Raw genomic sequence first — 17,440 nt, 5'->3', positions numbered from 1 at the left:
AGTATTTTGATCAGCAAAGGAAACTCAGTGGCGAGAGGTCAGTTCCGCCAGGGCTTGCAGGCGTTTGAGTGCTTCGCCGGAGGCGATGCTCTCAGACGCGATCTCGACGCCTTCCTTGAGGTTCGTGGCCTTGTCGGCCACCACAAGTGCTGCGGCGGAGTTCATCAGGACCGCATCGCGATACGCGCCGGTTTCGCCCTTGAGCAGGTTCATCATCGCGGCGCCGTTTTCCTCCGGCGTGCCGCCCAGGATGTCCTTGAGCGGGTGAACCGGGAGGCCCGCATCTTCCGGATGGATTTCCATCGAGCCGATCTTGCCATTGTCGAGCGCGGCGACAGATGTCGCGCCGGTGATCGAGACCTCGTCCATGCCGTCGTGACCATAGACCAGCCAGGCTTTCTCGGAGCCGAGCATTTGCAGCGTTTCCGCCATCGGCCAGATCAGGTCGGGGGCGAAAGCGCCGGTGAGCTGGCGTTTGACGCCCGCCGGATTGGTCAGCGGTCCGAGGATGTTGAAGATGGTCTTGCAGCCCAGTTCGACCCGCACGGGGCCGACATATTTCATCGCCGGGTGGTGCATCGGCGCCATCATGAAACCGATGCCGATCTCGTTGATCGCCTCTTCGACCACATCCTTGCCGACCATGACGTTGATGCCGTTGACCGACATGGCATCCGCCGAGCCGGATTTGGAGCTGAGGTTGCGGTTGCCGTGTTTGGCGACGGTGACGCCCGCGCCCGCGACGACGAAAGCCGAGGCGGTGGAGATGTTGAGTGTGCCAAGCCCGTCACCGCCGGTGCCGACGATGTCGATCGCGCCCTCGGGGGCGTTCACATGGACACAGTGATCGCGCATGACCTTGGCGGCGGCGGCGTATTCGGAGACGGCCTCGCCGCGTGCCCTGAGCGCCATGAGCAGTCCGCCCATCTGTGCGGGCGTCGCCTCGCCATTGAACAGAAGCTCGAAAGCGGCTTCGGCCTGCGCCCGGCTCAGCGGCCCTTCGGAGGCCGCGAAAATCAGGGGTTTCATCGCATCGCTCATGCCGGTTGGTCCTCTTTCAATTGGTTCAGAAAATTGCCGAACATCTCGTGGCCGTGCTCGGAGCGGATGCTTTCGGGGTGGAATTGCACCCCTTCGATGGGCAGCTCCTTGTGGCGCAGCCCCATGATCGTGCCGTCTTTCAGCTCCGCCGTGATTTCGAGGCAGTCGGGCAGGGTGGCGCGATCCACGACCAGCGAGTGATAGCGCGTGCCCTGAAGCGGCGAGGGCAGGCCTTTGAACACGCCTTTGTCCTCATGGTAGATCTCGCCCATCTTGCCATGGACGATCTCATGACAGCGCACGACATTGCCACCGAAGGTCTCGCCGATGGCCTGATGGCCCAGACAGACGCCAAAGAGTGGGATCTTCGCTTCGGCTGCGGCATGGATGAGCGGCACGCAGATGCCAGCCTCTGTCGGCGTTTTCGGCCCGGGCGACAAAACGATGCCGGAAGGGCGCAGCGCCATGGCCTCCTGCACGTTCAGCGCGTCATTGCGGACCACATTGGCCTGCCACCCGATCTCGCCGATGTAATGCACGAGATTATAGGTGAAACTGTCGTAGTTATCGATCAGAAGCAGCATGGTCGCAGTCCTTTACGTGCGTGCAAACGCCGGAAATCAAGCCACCCGGGCGCGGTGTTTCGCACGCCGGGCGGCAAAGCGCTCAAAGGGGGATGATCCCGCCTTTAAGCCGGGTTATACATGTTCACAAGGGCCGCAGAGGGTCAAGGGGATGCCTTGGCTTTCACGCGGTTGAAAAGGGCCGCAAAGGCGGTGTGCAACAGGCAAGGAGTGCGCAATGGGGCGTGGAGTTCTGACAGGGGTGATCTGGGGGGCGATCGTGGGGTTCGGCATCCTGACACTCGCCAATGAAATCGCCGCTCCGGTCAACCTGACGCCCGTACCTGCGCCCGCCGTGACGGAAAATCTGCCAGACGCGCCGGAAGCCGGGGCAGAACGCGCGACAGAGCGCAGCACAGAGGTGACGCCCGATGCGCCCGCCGCCGATCCGCATCGCGCCGAAGCGCAGCCTGAGATGCAGGCGCCGGAAGGGACGGAACTCCGCCCGGAGGTGTCCGAGCAAGCGGCCGAGGCCCCGGCGATCACCGTGCCTGAGGCGCTCGAAACTCCCGAGGCCGGAGAGCTGGGCGCGGTCGTGAGCACGCCAAGCGATCCGGTCCTGACACCGCCGCAGGCTATGGCGCCGGAAGCCTCCGCGCCTGAGGCCTTGCCCTCTGCCGAGGAGGCTCTTCCGGAGGCGGCCCCGCTGCCCGAGGGGACGGATGTCGCACCCGAAGCGCCGGAGAGGCCTGAGGTCGGCACAGAGACGGCCACGCCGGAGATCATGCTCGACGGGGTCGACATGGAACCTGCCCCGAACGCCGCGCTCGAAGAGGGACCGGCCACGGCGGTGATGCCCGGCCATCAGGCTGGCAGTTTCACCGACCGCGCGGACAGCCGCGTTTCCTCTCGCCTGCCGTCGATTTCCGGCTCTTCGACTTCGCAAGCCGAGGCGAGTGCCCCGGTGGTGATCGCCGACGATTTGCCCGCCCTTCTGGCCTATTCCGCCAATTACACCGCCACCCCGCCGGGGCCGGTGATGAGCGTGATCCTGATGGACATTGGGGAGCTTGGCCCGGAGGACAAGACGCTTGCGAACCTGCCGTTCCCGGTGAGCTTCGCGGTCGATGCGCTGGCCCGACAGGCCGGAGAGCGCGCCATGGCCTATCGTGACAAGGGGCTCGAAGTGATGGCGATGATCGGTCTGCCCGAAGGTGCGACGCCGCAGGATGCCGCCGTGACGCTGTCGCAGGCCGCCGAACTGGTGCCGGTCTCCATCGGTTTCCTCGATGTGCCTTCTGGCACGTTCCAGACGTCGCGTCAGGTCGCGGCTCAGGTGGTCGCGACCGCGCAGGACAGCGGGCGGGGTCTTGTGACCTTCCCGCGCGGGCTGAACGCGATGGAACAGGAAGCACAGCGCGCCAAGGCGCCCGCGGCCCTCGTATTCCGCGATCTCGACGGGCAGGGGCAGGATGTGGCGGCGATCAAGCGCTTCCTCGATCAGGCGGCATTTCAGGCGGGCACCGGCAAGACCGTGGTGCTTTTGGGGCGCTCACGCCAAGAGACGCTACAGGCGCTTGCGGAATGGTCGCTGGGCAACCGCGCCGCGACCGTAACCATGGTGCCGCTGTCCTATCTTTTGAGCCGCACGCCCCTGTAAATCCGTCTCTTGCCTCGCCGCGCTGCGGCGGGGGCGATGCTTGACAGGGCGCGACATTTTGTCCTCTCTTTGAGGCAGACCGGCGGCAAGTCCGGCAGGGAGGACATTTCAATGACAGATATGACGGCGGTGGCGGCGGCCCCGTTGCCAGATGTGGCACGTTTGACGCTTGCCGATCTCGGTGCGGCGCTTCGGGAAGGATGGCGGGATTTTCGGCGCGCGCCCGGTTTCGGCTGTTTCTTCGCGGGGATTTATGTGCTGATCGGGCTCGGCTTTGTGATCTTCGGCGCGGGGACGGTGCTCTGGACCTTCGCGGTCTCGCTGGCCTTCCCGATGTTCGCGCCCTTCGCAGCCGTCGGGCTTTATGAGGTGTCGCGCCGGATGGAGCGTGGCGAGCCGCTGGACTGGCGCAAGATCCTCGGTTCGGTGGCCGCCGAACGCGACCGGCAAATCCCGTGGATGGGGGCGATCATCGTCATCTATGTGCTGTTCTGGTCCTTCCTCGCCCATATGATCTTCGCGCTCTTCATGGGGCTGTCGGTGATGACCAACATCAGCTCCTCCTACGAGGTCTTCCTGACCCCCAACGGGCTGATGATGATCGCGGTCGAGCTGGGCGTTGGCGGGGTTCTGGCCTTTGTACTGTTCTCACTGACGGTCACCTCCTTGCCGCACCTTCTGGAGCGCGAGGTCGATTTCGTCACCGCCATGCTCTGTTCGCTCCGGGTGGTGCGGGAGAACCTGTTCGTCATGCTGGTCTGGGCCGCGCTGATCGCCGGGCTGACCTTTCTCGCGATGCTGCCAATGTTTCTCGGGCTGTTCGTGGCGCTGCCGGTCTTTGGCCACGCAACGTGGCATCTCTATCGCCGGGCGCTTGTCTGATCAGCGCCGCGCGGTGAGCATCAACAGCACGCCGGTGCCGACGATGACCGCGCCGCCGATCAGCTCAAACGCATCCGGGCGTTCGCCAAACACGAGTGCACCGAGGATCATCGCGAACAGCAGCCGCACATAGCGAAACGGTGTGACCACCGACAGCTCGCCCATGCGCATCGCCATGGTCAAAGCGGTATAGGCGCCAACCCCGACCGCCACGGCAAGGCTAAGCGCGGCCAGATCGGGCAGGGTGGGCAGGAGCCAGCCGCCGCTCCAAAGCGTGAGCGCCAGACCGGAGAGCACGAGCGCGGCAAAGCCGGTCAGCCCGAGCTGGGCATAGGACAGCACCGCGGGGGCGGCGCGGGTGGCGAGATCGCGCCCGGCAAAGCCGATCATGCCGAGAACAGCGAGGATGGAGAGCGGGGTAAACCCGTCGAGACCGGGGCGGATCACCAGAAGCACGCCGACAAAGCCAAGCGCGATCAAGGCCCAGCGGCCCAAAGTAACCCGCTCGTGAAAGAGCGCCACACCGGCGGCGGCCACCACCAGAGGCGTGGCTTGCAGAATGGCGGAGGTGGTGGAAAGCGCGGTGAGCGCCAGCGACAGGGTGAAGAACACTCGTCCCATGACCTCGAACACCGCGCGGATCAGCATCACGCGTTCGGCCATCACCGGATGGATCAGCCGCTCGCGCCGTCGCGCGGTCAGCACGGCAAAGACCGCCATGCCGCCTGTGCCGAAGAGGGTGAGCACCTGACCGACGGGCAAATGCGCGGTGACGGTTTTGATCGCCATGTCCTCGAGCGAAAACAGGAACATGGCGAGCACCATCAGCAGCGCGCCCTTGAGATTGCCCGCTTTCAGGGCCGTTGGGTCCGTTGACAGGGACATGGGTTAAACGTCGGTGCCGTCGGGAAAATCATCCGGCCCGAGCACCTGCATCTCCGCATCGGGGGGCAGGGAGGTGACGACTTCGAGCACATGGTTCAGCGCCACGACGCAGTAGTGATAGAGCGGAATGCGGTCATCCTCCCAATGCAGCCCCTGCTTGACGTGGCGCAGGAAAACGGCGGAGGGGTTCTCGCGAAACAGGCTGGCGTGGCTTTCCGCCGTCTCCGGATCGCTGCTCATCTGGCTCTCGTCGGTGATCTTGAAGGACACGTATTCGTCGAATCGAAGCGTAAAGCGGCGCGAGCCGGGGCGGACCTCGATGGCGGAAACCGGCCCCAGGATGTCGTCGATCACCGAACTGCCGGTCTGGGCAGGCCCCGGTTCGCCGGGAATGCCCTCGTCGAAAATCGCGGTCAGGCGACGTTCGTCGAACCGCCCCATGCGAAAATCCGAAAGATAGAGATTGGCGACTTTTTCAAGCTGGCGCAGGGCTTCGGCGGGCATGGGGACTCCGGGTTGTCTCTTCCCACGATGGCGGAGGCGGCGGGGCGGTTCAAGCATGAAAAAAGGCGGCCCGAAGACCGCCTTTCGCATTCTCGTGCCGGAAGGCTTATTCGCCTTTGGCGGCTGCGGTCGCTTTCGACACGGCGGCAGAGGTCTGCGCCGCCGCGGGCGCAGTCGACGGGGCCGGTTTCGCGCCGGTGGCGAGCGGATCGTCGGCCCGTTGGACGGAGCCTTCGAAATGCGCACCGCTCTCGATGGCGATGGTTTTGTGGATGATGTCGCCTTCGACCTTCGCGGTCGAGGTCAGGCGGACTTTCAGACCGCGCACGCGGCCCACGATGCGACCGTTCACCACGACGTCATCGGCGATCACTTCGCCGCGGATCGTGGCGCTTTCGCCGACGGTCAGCAGGTGCGCGCGGATGTCGCCCTCGACCGTACCTTCGATCTGGATGTCGCCGGTGGTCTTGAGATTGCCCACGACGGTGAGGTCGGAGGACAGCACCGAAGCTGCGGGCTTCGGTTTCGCGGACGTGGCCGCATAGTCGGGCACAGGCGTCTTCGGCAGAGGGGGCTTCGTGGCCGCCGCCTCGGGTTTCTTCGCGTCATCGCCCTGTTTCGGGCCCGGTTCGTTGATTCTGCTTTTAGAAAACATCGTTGGCAGCCTTAATATAAGTCATCGGATCGACGGCCTTGCCCTGGACACGGATTTCATAGTGAAGATGCGTGCCGGTCGAGCGGCCGGAATTTCCCATAGCACCGATTTGTTCGCCGCGCGAGACCCTTTGCCCGACTTTCACGAGAATTTGGGACTGGTGGCCATAGCGGGTTTCGATGCCGAATTCGTGCTGGATCTTGACGAGACGCCCGTAGCCCGATTGCCAGCCCGCGAAGGTCACGACACCATCGGCGGTGGCATAAAGCGGGGTGCCGTAGGCGGCGGCGAAGTCCTGTCCCTCATGCATCCGGCCCCAGCGCGGTCCGAAGGGAGAGGTCATGCGGAACGCGTCTTTCAGCGGCAGGGCGAAGGGTGCTTTCTGGGCGGCGATGCGGTAGAGATTGAGCCGGTCCATCTTGTCGATGATCGCATTGGCGCGCATCGAATCCGGGTCGATCATGCCGCCCTTGGTGGAGAATGTGATCGGTGTGAGGGGGCCGCCCTGACCGGAGTAGCCCTTTTTCACTGTGGCGATCAGGTGCTCGGGGTCCATGCCGGCGGATTTGAACATCTTGTCCAGAGGCGCGACGGAAATTGTCACCGCATCTTCGAGCTGGGTGAAGATCCGGTCGTTCTTTTCTTCCATCAGCTTGAGATCGGTCTCCAGATTGTCGGCCATCTGAAGGGCACGGCTGGCGGAAACCACCATCTCGTCGCGCTCGGCGGCGGTATCGGCCAGCGCTGCGGCCAGCACGTCGACTGTGGCCTCGACCTCTTCGGCGCTCATGCCATTGGCCGCCGCCGTGCCGCCGTCGCGTTGGGCGATGAGCTGGGCCTTGTCGGCCTCGGCGGCATCGCGATCCTTGAGCGCGCGGCGCAGGTTGGTCTGCACCACGTCGACGCCTTTTTCCAGCTCGCGCACCCGCTCTTCGGAGGCGAGAAGCTGACTCTGCATATCTGAGATTTGGGCGAGCGCGGTGTTGAACCGGGCCTGAGCGGCGGCGGCTTCTTCGGCGCGCATGTCGCGTTCATGGGCCAGTTCCGCCACGCGGGTCTCGAACAGGACCAGATCGCGGCTCGATTGTTCGCGCAGATTGCCGGAGCCGATGCTGTCCATCAGGAGGATCGCCGTGGCAATGATCATCCAGGTCGCGAACACCGTGGACCCGGTGATGGCCACCACTTGGGTGAGGGGCGTGATCCGCAGATACCGCGTGTCGTTGTCGGACCGCAGAAACACCCGACGCTCGGGGAATCTGCGCTCAAGCAGGTGATTGAGCTTTCTGATCATCGTCTTGTCGTTGCCGTTCTCTTATCCCGTTCCCTCGACCCGCTTTGCACCATGTACTCTCGGACGGGAGCGTGTCGCACCCGGCCTGAAACAAAGGACGATCCGTCTCATGCGGAGCTTCATGTCCGTCACTCGAAAGCGGTTGCCCCCTGTTAGCGAAGCGGGACCAAAGGGGCAACTTTTTTGCCTCCTCGGAGGTGGGATGCGGGGGATTCCAGCCGGAAAGCTCAGGATGTGGGCGGTTTTTCGCCGATGTTAGCGGTCACGCTTCGGTGCGTTGGCGAGGGGCTGCGACGGGCTGCCGCAGGCCGCGCGCTGCGCCGTGGGCGTCAATTCCAGGCAGGCGGCAGTTCATCGGCCAGGGGCCAGTAGAAATCCGGCGGCAGTCCGGCCTCGGCGCGCTTTTCATCGTTGAACGGCGGTTTGGTGCCGCCAGGGAAATAGCGCCGGATCAGGCCGTGGAATTCGTCTTTCGGATCGAGCCCCTGTCGGCCGCAGAGGAAGTTGAACCACTTCGCGCCATAGGCGACATGGCCGACCTCCTCGGCATAGATCACTTCGAGGGCTGCGACCGTTTCCGGGTCCTTGGCGTTTTGAAAGATCTTGATCATCCCCGGCGTCACATCGAGCCCGCGTGCCTCCAACACCATGGGTACGACCGCGAGGCGGCCCATGATGTCCTCCGCCGTGTCCTCGGCGGCGCGCCACATCCCGGCATGGGCGGGCAGATCGCCGTAAAACGACCCCATCGCCTCCAAGCGGTCACAGACCAGATTGAAATGCTTGCTTTCTTCATCGGCCGATTTCACCCAGTCGTCGTAAAATCCGGGCGGCATGTCGATACCGGTAAAGCGGGCGACGATGTCCCAGTGCAAATCGACGGCATTCAGTTCGATATGTGCAATGGCATGCAGGATCGCCTTGCGCCCCTCGGGGCTTCCGGGCTTGCGTTTGGGCACGTCGCGCGGAGCCAAAAGTTCGGGTTTTGCGGGGCGGGCGGGTTGCATCGGCGGATAGGCCGTGCCGAGCGGGATCGGAGCCCCGGCGGCACGGCTTTCGCGCCACATCGCGGCGTAGCGATGCGACAGTGCGGTCTTTTCCCGGCCATCGGCGGTGCGCAGCACCTCTTCGGCCATGCCTGCAAGCGTCAGTGTCATTGTGCGTGGCTCATGCCCTGGCGGCCTCGAGCACATCGGCCGCATGGCCCGCAACCTTGACCTTGTCCCAGACCTGCGCGACCTTGCCGGTCTCGTCGATCAGCACGGTCGACCGCACGATGCCCATATAGGTCTTGCCGTAGTTCTTTTTTTCCTGCCAGACACCGTAATCCTCGCAGACCGTGCCAGCCTCATCGGACAAGAGCGGGATGCCGAGGGAATGCTTGGCGCAGAAATTCTCGTGTTTCTTCACGGAATCCTTGGAAATTCCGAAGACCGCGACACCGGCGGCGGCGAACTCGTCCTTGAGCGCGGTGAAATCCAGCGCTTCGGTGGTGCAGCCGGGGGTGTTGTCCTTGGGGTAGAAATACAGCACCACCTTCTGACCACGCAGCGCCGACAGGGTGACGCTGTCGCCGCCATCGCGGAGTAGGGTGAAATCGGGGGCCATGGTTCCGGCGTCGATCATGGTGTTTTCCTCTCATCAGGCATTCGTGAGTTGCACAGGATGTTGCACAGGGAGTTGCAATGCGCTTGGCTTTCGTTTTAGGCCGCATTGCGACAAGATGAAACCGACAGTCGTCGCCGCAAGACGACCCGCAGGAAAATCAACGAGCCGATTTTGTCCGACGAGACCGAAAACCACGCCGAAGAGCCGCCGGGCACGCCCGAACAGCCTAAGCGCAAGCCCTTGAAGACCCATCACAAGATCGGGATCTGGACGGGTGCGCTGATGCTGGTCATGGTGCTGTTTGCGGGTCTGGCGGTTTTGGCCTTCACCGGGCGGGTGGTCACTTTCCCCGAGGCTCTGACGTCGCGGATCGAGGCCGGGATCAACCACAAGCTCGACGGGCCGCAGGTCTCCATCGGCCAGATCGACGCCGTGGTCGATCGCAATTTCGTGCCGCGTGTGACCGCCCGCAATGTCGGCATCATCGACGCCTCCGGGGCGGAAATTGGGCGGCTCAACAGCTTGCGTGCGGTGCTGTCGAAAGAGGCGCTGAAGTCGGGGCGGCTGCAACCCGACACGCTGCGGCTCTCGGGGGCGCAGATTACCGTGCGGCGGCGTGCCGATGGCACATTCGCGCTCGATTTCGGCGGTGCGCAGGGGGTGGCCGGGTCGGGCATCGAAGTGCTCGAAGCCATCGACACCGCCTTCTCCAGGGCACCGCTTTCGGATATCTCCCGGGTTGAGGCCCGCGAGATCACCGTGACGCTCGAGGATGCGCATTCAGGGCGGATCTGGCAGGCGACGGATGCCGGGATCGTCCTGAAAAACACAGGCCAACTGCTTGATATGGCGCTCGATTTCGAACTGTTCAACGGCACGGAAGAGCTGTCGCGCATCGCGCTTGGTTTCGCCTCCGCCAAGGGCTCTCTGGCGACGACGATTTCGCTCGACATGGAGCGCGCGCCGACCCGCGATTTCGCGCTGCAAAGCCCGGCGCTGTCGTTTCTCTCGGTGGTCGATGCCCCGCTGTCGGCCTCGATGCGCGCCGAGATCGACGGACAGGGGCAACTGTCGCAATACACCGGCACGCTGGCGATTGCGCCGGGGCGGATCGTGGCGGGCGAGGGCGCGGAGCCGATCGCCTTCGAGGGCGCGCGCGGCTATTTCGATTACGACCCGAAACGCGAGCGGATCGACTTTCCCGAGCTGCGGCTTACCACCGATGCGCTGGAGATGACCGGGCGGGGGCATGTGCTTCTGGGCGATTTCGAAAACAACTGGCCGCAGAGTTTCACCGGGCAATGGCAGTTTTCCGAACTCAAGGTGTCGCCCGAAGGGATGTTCGACGCGCCTTTGGTGTTCGATCAGGCCATGGTCGATGCAAGGCTGAGGCTGGCCCCCTTCCGGCTTGATGTCGGTCAGATAGATCTGGGACAGACGACGCCCGAGGGCGACCTCTGGCTGCGCGGCAAGGGCCGGGCGGAAGTCACGCCAGACGGATGGCAGGCGGGGCTCGATCTGTCGGTCGACAAGATGAGCATCGTGCAGCTTCTGGCGCTCTGGCCGCCTGCCGCCGTGTCCAAGACCCGGGACTGGATGGCGGAAAACATTCGGAGCGCGACCTATCGCGATCTGGATCTGGCGCTGCGGTTCAACCCGGGGCAAAGCCAGCCGGTGCTGGCGCTCGACTGGGATTTCGAGGATCTTGATCTGCGCTTCATGAAAAGCCAGCCGCCGGTCGAGGGCGGGGCGGGGCATGGGGCGATTTTCGGGCCTGCGATGGCGATCACCATGGCAGGCGGCGCGATCACCGCCCCGTCGGGCGGGGCGATCGAGGTGGCGGGCACCACCCTGCGCATCCCGGATATTTATGCCAAACCGGCGCGGATCGAAATCGGGCTTGAGACCCGCTCCAGCATCGAGGCGGGCATGGCGCTGATGGCGGAGCCGCCGTTCTCGGTGCTGAAAGAAGCGAGTTTTGGCCCGGATGTGGCGAAGGGGCAGGCGGAGCTGCACGGCCGGATCGCCCTGCCGTTGATTCAGAAGGTGATGCCGTCGGATGTGAATTACCTGCTGAACGGGGTGTTGAGCGACGTGTCCTCCGACCAGCTCATGCCTGGACAGGTGCTCTCCGCTGATCAGTTGCGGCTGACGGTGGATCCGTCGGGGCTTTCGGTCGCGGGCGAGGCGCGCATCGGCACGGCGCAGATGGCGGGGCAGTGGCGCAAGGCCTTCGGGCCGGAGAATCGCGGCAAATCCGACATGACGGGACGGGCGCGGATCAACCAGGCGCTGCTCGACACCTTCGGCATCGCATTGCCAGCGGGCATGGTGGCGGGAGAGAGCTGGGGTGATCTCTCGGTTGCCCTGCGCCAGGGGCAACCGCCGACATTCGCACTCACCTCCGATCTCTCGGGGCTGCGCCTGTCCTTTGCGCCTCTCGGATGGGGCAAACCGGCGGGGACCAAGGGGCTTCTGAGCCTTGAGGGCAGGGCGGGGACGCAGCCGGAGATCACGGCCCTGACGCTCAAGGGCGCGGGGCTCGAAGCCACGGAGGGACGGCTCACGCTGACCACGGGCGGGCAGTTCGATCGGCTGGCCTTTGGGCGCGTGCGCTTGGGGAGCTGGCTCGATGTCCCTGCGGTGTTGATCGGGCAGGGCAAGGGCAACCCCGTGAAAGTGGCGATCACCGGCGGGACGCTGAACCTGCCACGGGCCACATTCGGCGGCTCCGGTGCGGGCGCGCTTTCGGGGGCCGCTGTGCCAATCGAGGTGCAGCTTGACCGGCTGCGGATCGCTGAAGCGCAGGACCTTACGGGGTTCTCCGCGCGGCTGTCGGCCGGGGCGGGCGGCCTGACCGGATCGTTTCGCGGCCTGCTCAATGGCACGGGGCCGCTCACAGGAACCGTGAGTCCGGGCCCCCACGGCCCCACGATCACCGCCAGTTCGCAAGACGCGGGGGCTGTGGTGCAGGCCTCGGGCCTTCTGGAACGTGCTGCGGGCGGGACGCTGAACATCGGTCTCACGGCGCTGTCGGAGAAAGGTAGCTACGACGGGCGGGTGGTGGTCGGTGACATCCGGGTGCTCTCCGCGCCCTCGCTGGCGGAATTGCTTTCGGCGGTGTCGGTCGTGGGGCTGATCGAGCAGATGACGGGCGGCGGCGGTATCCTGTTTTCCCATGTGCAGAGCGATTTCACCATGAAGCCCGGACGGCTGACGGTGCGGGAGGGCTCGGCCGAAGGTCCGTCGCTTGGCATTTCCATGGAAGGGCTCTATGACAGCGGCGCCGGGACGGTGGATTTGCAGGGCGTGGTGTCGCCGGTCTATTTCCTCAATGCGCTGGGCCAGGTCGTATCGCGCAAGGGGGAAGGTCTGTTCGGCTTTACCTACACGCTCACCGGTCCTGCGAAACATCCGGCGGTCGGGGTCAACCCGCTGTCCCTTCTCACCCCGGGCGCGTTGCGGGATATCTTCCGCAAGAAACCCGCCGGGGACCAATAGTGCGACCACAAGCTCTGAGGCGTTCCATGAAACTGTCCGATTTCGATTTCGAACTGCCCGAGGGGCTGATTGCAACCCGTCCCGCCAAGCCGCGCTCGTCCGCGCGTCTTTTGGTGGCGACGCCGACGCGGATCGTGGACGGGCATGTGACGGATCTTCTGGAGTGGTTCCGCCCCGGCGACCGTCTGGTCCTGAATGACACCAAGGTGCTACCCGCACGCCTGACGGGCAAGCGGGGGCGCGATACGGCACAGGGTTGGCAGGAGGCGAAGATCGAGGTCACGCTTCTGGAACCGCAGGCCACGCCGGGCCAGTGGCGAACGCTGATCAAGCCGTTGAAAAAGATCAGGGAGGGCGAGGAGGTCCGGTTTTCCGACGATCTCGCGGCCAGGCTGATTGCGAAGGAAGACGGTGAGGCGGTGGTGGAATTCAATCTCACAGGAGAGGATTTCGACCGGGCGCTGAATGCGGCGGGGTCGATGCCGCTGCCACCCTATATCGAGGCGAAACGCAAGGCGGACCAGCAGGACAAGACGGATTATCAGACAGTCTGGGCCAGGAACCTCGGTGCCGTCGCGGCGCCCACCGCGTCGCTGCATTTCGACCAACCGCTCCTGAAGGCGCTGGCCGACAAAGGCGTCGAATTCACCTATGTGACCCTGCATGTCGGGGCGGGGACCTTCCTGCCGGTCAAGGTCGATGACGTGTCGCAGCACAAGATGCATTCAGAATGGGGCGAGGTTTCCGAAGGTGCGGCCATCGAGATCAACACCACCAAACAGCGTGGCGGGCGAGTGATTCCTGTGGGCACCACGGCGCTGCGACTCATCGAGAGTGCGGCGCCCGCGCCCGGTGTGATCGCACCGTTTTTGGGCGAGACCGATATTTTCATCAAGCCGGGCTATGAGTTTCGTGTCGCCGATGCGCTGATGACGAATTTCCACCTGCCGAAGTCGACGCTGATGATGCTTGTCTCGGCGATGATGGGCCGGGAGCGGATCAGGCAGGTCTACGATCATGCCATTGCCGAGGGCTATCGTTTCTTCTCCTATGGCGATGCATCCCTGTTGTTGCCGCAGGAGCCGTGAGACGGGTCTTTGCCGAGCTTCGGCCCCTTCTCAAAGCGTTAACCTTAATCTGATTAACCTTAACGCGACCATCCGCCCGATCCGGGCCCGGGACGGACATCACCGTTCCCGCGCCCGGGTGGTTTCCCCCTTCACCGAATCCCCCTAGGCTCTCCCCATGCGTTACGTTCTTGCCAATACTTCGCCTCTGCTGCTCGGCATTCTCCTTCTGATGATCGGCAACGGGCTTCAGGGCACGCTGCTCGGTGTGCGCGGCGTTGCCGAAGGGTTTTCGACGCTGGAAATCTCCATCGTCATGTCCGGTTATTTCGCGGGGTTCCTGGGCGGTTCGCAGGCCGCGCCGCTGCTGATCCGCCGGGTCGGGCATGTGCGGGTCTTCGCGGCGCTGGCCTCGTTCATCTCGGCGGCGCTCATCCTGTTTCCGGTGGTGACCAATCCTTGGGTCTGGACCGCGCTGCGGATCGTGTTGGGGTTCTGTTTCTCCGGCGTCTATGTGACGGCGGAGAGCTGGCTCAACAATGCGACGACCAACGAGATGCGCGGCAAGGTGCTGTCGGCCTATATGCTGGTGCAAACCCTCGGTATCATCCTGGCGCAATGGATTCTGGCGCAGGGCGATCCGTCGGGCTTCGTCCTCTTCATTATCCCATCCGTGCTGGTGTCGATCTCATTCGCGCCGATCCTGTTGTCGGTCGCGCCCACCCCGGCCTTCGAAACCACCAAACCGATGACCCTGCGCCAGTTGTTCAGGGCATCGCCACTCGGCTGTGTCGGCATGTTCCTCATGGGCGGTGTCTTCGCCTCGCAAATGGCCATGGCGGCGGTATACGGCGGGCAGGCCGCCTTCAACCTGTCGCAAATCTCCATGTTCGTGGCTGCGATCTACCTCGGGGCGCTGGTGTTCCAGTTGCCGATCGGCTGGCTGTCTGACCATTCCGATCGCCGCAAGGTCATCTTTGCTGCGGCGGGTGTCGGGGCGCTGGCCTGCGTTCTGGGCGCGATGTTCGCGGGCACATATATTCTCGTGCTGGTCGCAGGCTTCGTGGCGGGGGGCATGTCGAGCCCGCTTTATTCCCTGTTGATTGCGCATACCAACGATTACCTCGCGCCCGAGGATATGGCGGCCTCCTCCGGCGGGTTGATCTTCATCAACGGTGTCGGTGCCGTGGGGGGGCCGCTCATTGCCGGTTGGCTGATGAGCGTGACCGGGCCACGGGGATACTGGCTGTTCCAGATCGTGCTGATGGCCGGTGTGGCGCTTTATGCGCTCTGGCGGATGACGCGTCGTCCGGCGATCGCGGTCGAAGACAGCGCAAGCTATGTTCCGGTGATGCCTTCGACCACGCCGGTCGCGGCCGAAGTGGCACAGGAAGTGGCCATAGAACGGGCGGAAGAGGGCGCTTCTGATGTTCATGAGCAACATTTGGCAAAGTGACGCGGTGTCTCTGATAATAAACTTGCTTTGTGCTTTGGTCTTTGTAACGGTTTCGTAAAGGCAAGCCGTCGAAAGGAGCGAGGCTGATGGCGCACACACAGACCGAAGCACAGGACACCGCGATCGGGGGGCAAGAGAAAACCCCGGAACAAATTCTGGCCTTCTGGCTCGATGAGCTGAGCCCGGTGGATTGGTATCGGGTGGATGACGCGCTCGATCAGACGATCCGGGACGCGTTCCTCGTCACTTGGCAGAACGCGCAGGAAGGGGCCTATTCGCTCTGGCTCACCTACCCGTCGGGGGCGCTGGCCTATATCATCCTGAACGATCAGATGTCGCGCAACATGTTCCGGGGAACGGGGCGGGCCTTTGCCTCCGACCGGGCGGCGCTGGCGGCGGCGAAGGCGGCGTTGGACAAGGGGTGGGATCTGCGGATCGACGCACCCGCGCGGCAGTTCTTCTATCTGCCGCTGATGCATTCCGAATGCCTGACCGATCAGGAACGCTGCGTGCGGCTGATGTTCGAACGTCTCAAGGGCGAAGCGGGCAACCTGCTGCATGCCCGTGCGCATCGCGAGGTGATCCGTCTGTTCGGGCGTTTCCCCTATCGCAACGCGGCGCTGTCGCGGGCCACGACGGAAAGCGAACAGGCATTCCTGAGCCGGGGTGGCTATCCGGCACTGCTGCGCGAAATGGACCCTGTGGCGGCCTGATCCCTGATTTACAAGGGAAATTTACAAAGGAAACCCCAAGTTATGCGTTTCCCGCTCAAGCTATGCGTTGAGCGGGATGCAGCCTTTCGCTTGCGAAGTTCTGCCGGTCGTTGCTCCGACTCCCAAGATAGTTTAGCGTCAAACTAATTTGTGCTGCCTGCTGGTTTTCGGACCGGGGCGGAGCGCTCTAAACTGGTTTCGGGAGGATTCCTCATGTCAGACACATCATTCGACCTCGTGGTCATCGGCGCTGGCCCCGGTGGCTATGTTGCGGCCATTCGTGCGGCGCAGCTTGGCCTCAAGGTCGCCTGTGTCGAGCGCGAAAACCTTGGCGGGATTTGTCTGAACTGGGGCTGCATTCCGACCAAGGCGCTGTTGCGCTCGGCGGAAGTCTATCACCAGATGCACCGCGCCAAGGAATTCGGTCTGTCGGCGGGGGACATCGGCTTTGATCTCGACGCCATCGTCAAGCGCTCGCGCGGTGTCGCGGCGCAGATGAACGGCGGCATCAAGACCCTGTTCAAAAAGAACAAAGTCACCGCGATCATGGGCGAGGCCAAGCTCGCGGGCAAAGGCAAGGTCGAGGTCAAAACCGACAAGGGCACCGAGACTTTGACCGCCAAAAACATCATCGTCGCCACCGGCGCGCGGGCGCGTGAGCTGCCGGGGCTGGAGGCCGACGGCGATCTGGTCTGGACCTACCGCCACGCTCTGGTGCCGACGCGGATGCCGAAGAAGTTGCTGGTCATCGGATCGGGCGCAATCGGCATTGAATTCGCGAGCTTTTACAACACTTTGGGCGCCGACACGACGGTCGTCGAAGTGATGGATCGCGTGCTGCCGGTCGAAGACAAAGACATCTCCGCCTTCGCCAAAAAGCAGTTCGAAAAGCAGGGGATGAAGATCCTGCAAAAGACGACCGTGAAGAAACTCGACCGTGCAAAAGGCAAGGTCACAGCGCATTTTGAAGCCGACGGCAAAGTCACCACCGAAGAGTTCGACACGGTGATTTCCGCGGTCGGCATCGTCGGCAATGTCGAGGGTCTGGGCCTCGAGGAGGCGGGCGTGAAAATCGACCGCACGCATGTCGTGACTGACGAATTCTGCCGCACGGGCGTCGACGGATTGTTCGCCATCGGCGACATCGCGGGCGCGCCTTGGCTGGCCCACAAAGCGTCGCACGAAGGCGTCATGGTCGCCGAGCTGATCGCGGGCCTCCACCCGCATCCGATCAAGCCGAACTCGATCGCGGGCTGCACCTATTGCCACCCGCAAGTGGCCTCTGTGGGGCTGACGGAAGACAAGGCGAAAGAGGCGGGTTACGAGATCAAAGTCGGCAAATTTCCCTTTATCGGCAACGGCAAAGCCGTCGCCATGGGCGAGGCCGAGGGTCTGGTGAAAACCGTGTTCGACGCCAAGACGGGCGAGCTTTTGGGCGCGCATATGGTGGGCGCCGAGGTGACGGAAATGATCCAGGGCTACGTGATCGGGCGGACGTTGGAGACGACGGAAGAAGAGCTGATGAACACGGTCTTCCCGCACCCGACGATGTCGGAAATGATGCATGAGGCGGTGTTGGCGGCTTACGGTCGGGCGCTGCATATTTGAGGG

General features: G+C 63.7%; 15 protein-coding genes. 7 read left to right on the top strand and 8 right to left on the bottom strand.

Going from position 1 to position 17,440, the window contains the following annotated elements; all coding sequences use genetic code 11:
* Positions 1-24 precede the first annotated feature (24 nt).
* On the bottom strand, positions 25-1,041 hold the full coding sequence (trpD, locus tag NH195_RS04475; RefSeq protein WP_066703765.1) for an anthranilate phosphoribosyltransferase: 1,017 nt from the start codon (positions 1,039-1,041) through the stop codon (positions 25-27).
* On the bottom strand, positions 1,038-1,625 hold the full coding sequence (locus NH195_RS04470; protein WP_066703763.1) for an anthranilate synthase component II: 588 nt from the start codon (positions 1,623-1,625) through the stop codon (positions 1,038-1,040). Before NH195_RS04470 ends, trpD begins: the two co-directional genes overlap by 4 nt.
* Positions 1,626-1,842: 217 nt before the next feature.
* Here NH195_RS04470 and NH195_RS04465 point away from each other — a divergent pair, with 217 nt between their 5' ends.
* A complete protein-coding gene (locus NH195_RS04465; protein ID WP_066703757.1) occupies positions 1,843-3,264 on the top strand; it encodes a divergent polysaccharide deacetylase family protein in 1,422 nt (473 codons plus the stop codon).
* 111 nt (positions 3,265-3,375) lie between these two features.
* Positions 3,376-4,146, top strand: coding sequence for a DUF2189 domain-containing protein (locus NH195_RS04460; protein WP_066703754.1), 771 nt, complete (start codon positions 3,376-3,378; stop codon positions 4,144-4,146).
* Here NH195_RS04460 and NH195_RS04455 read toward each other — a convergent pair whose 3' ends face one another.
* The 6 genes from NH195_RS04455 to bcp form a co-directional block, all read right to left on the bottom strand.
* Positions 4,147-5,031, bottom strand: coding sequence for a DMT family transporter (locus NH195_RS04455; protein WP_066703752.1), 885 nt, complete (start codon positions 5,029-5,031; stop codon positions 4,147-4,149).
* 3 nt (positions 5,032-5,034) lie between these two features.
* Positions 5,035-5,535 carry a hypothetical protein gene (locus NH195_RS04450; RefSeq protein WP_066703750.1) on the bottom strand — a complete coding sequence of 167 codons (501 nt, stop codon included), beginning with the start codon at positions 5,533-5,535 and terminating at the stop codon, positions 5,035-5,037.
* 106 nt (positions 5,536-5,641) lie between these two features.
* On the bottom strand, positions 5,642-6,190 hold the full coding sequence (locus tag NH195_RS04445) for a bactofilin family protein (RefSeq protein ID WP_066703748.1): 549 nt from the start codon (positions 6,188-6,190) through the stop codon (positions 5,642-5,644).
* Positions 6,180-7,484: a M23 family metallopeptidase gene (locus NH195_RS04440; RefSeq protein ID WP_066703737.1), complete on the bottom strand. Its 1,305-nt coding sequence runs from the start codon at positions 7,482-7,484 to the stop codon at positions 6,180-6,182. Before NH195_RS04440 ends, NH195_RS04445 begins: the two co-directional genes overlap by 11 nt.
* 329 nt (positions 7,485-7,813) lie before the next feature.
* Positions 7,814-8,641 (bottom strand): ferritin-like domain-containing protein, encoded by an 828-nt coding sequence (locus tag NH195_RS04435; RefSeq protein ID WP_066703733.1) that lies wholly within the window; start codon positions 8,639-8,641, stop codon positions 7,814-7,816.
* Between the two features lie 10 nt (positions 8,642-8,651).
* On the bottom strand, positions 8,652-9,110 hold the full coding sequence (gene bcp, locus NH195_RS04430; protein ID WP_066703730.1) for a thioredoxin-dependent thiol peroxidase: 459 nt from the start codon (positions 9,108-9,110) through the stop codon (positions 8,652-8,654).
* Positions 9,111-9,197: 87 nt separating this feature from the next.
* Between bcp and NH195_RS04425 the strand changes: the two genes are divergently transcribed.
* From NH195_RS04425 to lpdA, 5 genes are all read left to right on the top strand, one after another.
* Complete coding sequence (locus tag NH195_RS04425; protein WP_066703727.1) at positions 9,198-12,593, top strand: YhdP family protein; 3,396 nt, start codon at positions 9,198-9,200, stop codon at positions 12,591-12,593.
* 26 nt (positions 12,594-12,619) lie between these two features.
* Positions 12,620-13,681 (top strand): tRNA preQ1(34) S-adenosylmethionine ribosyltransferase-isomerase QueA, encoded by a 1,062-nt coding sequence (gene queA / locus NH195_RS04420; RefSeq protein ID WP_066703724.1) that lies wholly within the window; start codon positions 12,620-12,622, stop codon positions 13,679-13,681.
* 157 nt (positions 13,682-13,838) lie between these two features.
* Entirely contained in the window at positions 13,839-15,116 is a 1,278-nt protein-coding gene (locus NH195_RS04415; protein WP_066703721.1) for an MFS transporter, read from the top strand.
* A gap of 86 nt (positions 15,117-15,202) precedes the next feature.
* A complete protein-coding gene (locus tag NH195_RS04410; protein ID WP_066703718.1) occupies positions 15,203-15,829 on the top strand; it encodes a DUF924 family protein in 627 nt (208 codons plus the stop codon).
* A gap of 213 nt (positions 15,830-16,042) precedes the next feature.
* Positions 16,043-17,437, top strand: coding sequence for a dihydrolipoyl dehydrogenase (gene lpdA / locus NH195_RS04405; protein WP_066703715.1), 1,395 nt, complete (start codon positions 16,043-16,045; stop codon positions 17,435-17,437).
* The last annotated feature ends 3 nt before the right edge of the window (positions 17,438-17,440 follow it).

The organism is Celeribacter ethanolicus (assembly GCF_001550095.1).
GTDB lineage: Bacteria > Pseudomonadota > Alphaproteobacteria > Rhodobacterales > Rhodobacteraceae > Celeribacter > Celeribacter ethanolicus.
Note: the sequence above shows the minus strand (reverse complement) of the source record. Positions and strands in the feature narration are given on the sequence as shown.

What these genes read in the sequence shown, in the direction of transcription:
- NH195_RS04445 (WP_066703748.1), bottom strand. Translation starts at nt 6,190, where the DNA reads ATGTTTTCTAAAAGCAGAATCAACGAACCGGGCCCGAAACAGGGCGAT.
- lpdA (WP_066703715.1), top strand. Translation starts at nt 16,043, where the DNA reads ATGTCAGACACATCATTCGACCTCGTGGTCATCGGCGCTGGCCCCGGT.
- NH195_RS04450 (WP_066703750.1), bottom strand. Translation starts at nt 5,535, where the DNA reads ATGCCCGCCGAAGCCCTGCGCCAGCTTGAAAAAGTCGCCAATCTCTAT.
- NH195_RS04415 (WP_066703721.1), top strand. Translation starts at nt 13,839, where the DNA reads ATGCGTTACGTTCTTGCCAATACTTCGCCTCTGCTGCTCGGCATTCTC.
- trpD (WP_066703765.1), bottom strand. Translation starts at nt 1,041, where the DNA reads ATGAGCGATGCGATGAAACCCCTGATTTTCGCGGCCTCCGAAGGGCCG.
- NH195_RS04410 (WP_066703718.1), top strand. Translation starts at nt 15,203, where the DNA reads ATGGCGCACACACAGACCGAAGCACAGGACACCGCGATCGGGGGGCAA.
- NH195_RS04435 (WP_066703733.1), bottom strand. Translation starts at nt 8,641, where the DNA reads ATGACACTGACGCTTGCAGGCATGGCCGAAGAGGTGCTGCGCACCGCC.
- queA (WP_066703724.1), top strand. Translation starts at nt 12,620, where the DNA reads ATGAAACTGTCCGATTTCGATTTCGAACTGCCCGAGGGGCTGATTGCA.
- NH195_RS04440 (WP_066703737.1), bottom strand. Translation starts at nt 7,484, where the DNA reads ATGATCAGAAAGCTCAATCACCTGCTTGAGCGCAGATTCCCCGAGCGT.
- NH195_RS04465 (WP_066703757.1), top strand. Translation starts at nt 1,843, where the DNA reads ATGGGGCGTGGAGTTCTGACAGGGGTGATCTGGGGGGCGATCGTGGGG.
- NH195_RS04460 (WP_066703754.1), top strand. Translation starts at nt 3,376, where the DNA reads ATGACAGATATGACGGCGGTGGCGGCGGCCCCGTTGCCAGATGTGGCA.
- NH195_RS04470 (WP_066703763.1), bottom strand. Translation starts at nt 1,625, where the DNA reads ATGCTGCTTCTGATCGATAACTACGACAGTTTCACCTATAATCTCGTG.
- bcp (WP_066703730.1), bottom strand. Translation starts at nt 9,110, where the DNA reads ATGATCGACGCCGGAACCATGGCCCCCGATTTCACCCTACTCCGCGAT.
- NH195_RS04455 (WP_066703752.1), bottom strand. Translation starts at nt 5,031, where the DNA reads ATGTCCCTGTCAACGGACCCAACGGCCCTGAAAGCGGGCAATCTCAAG.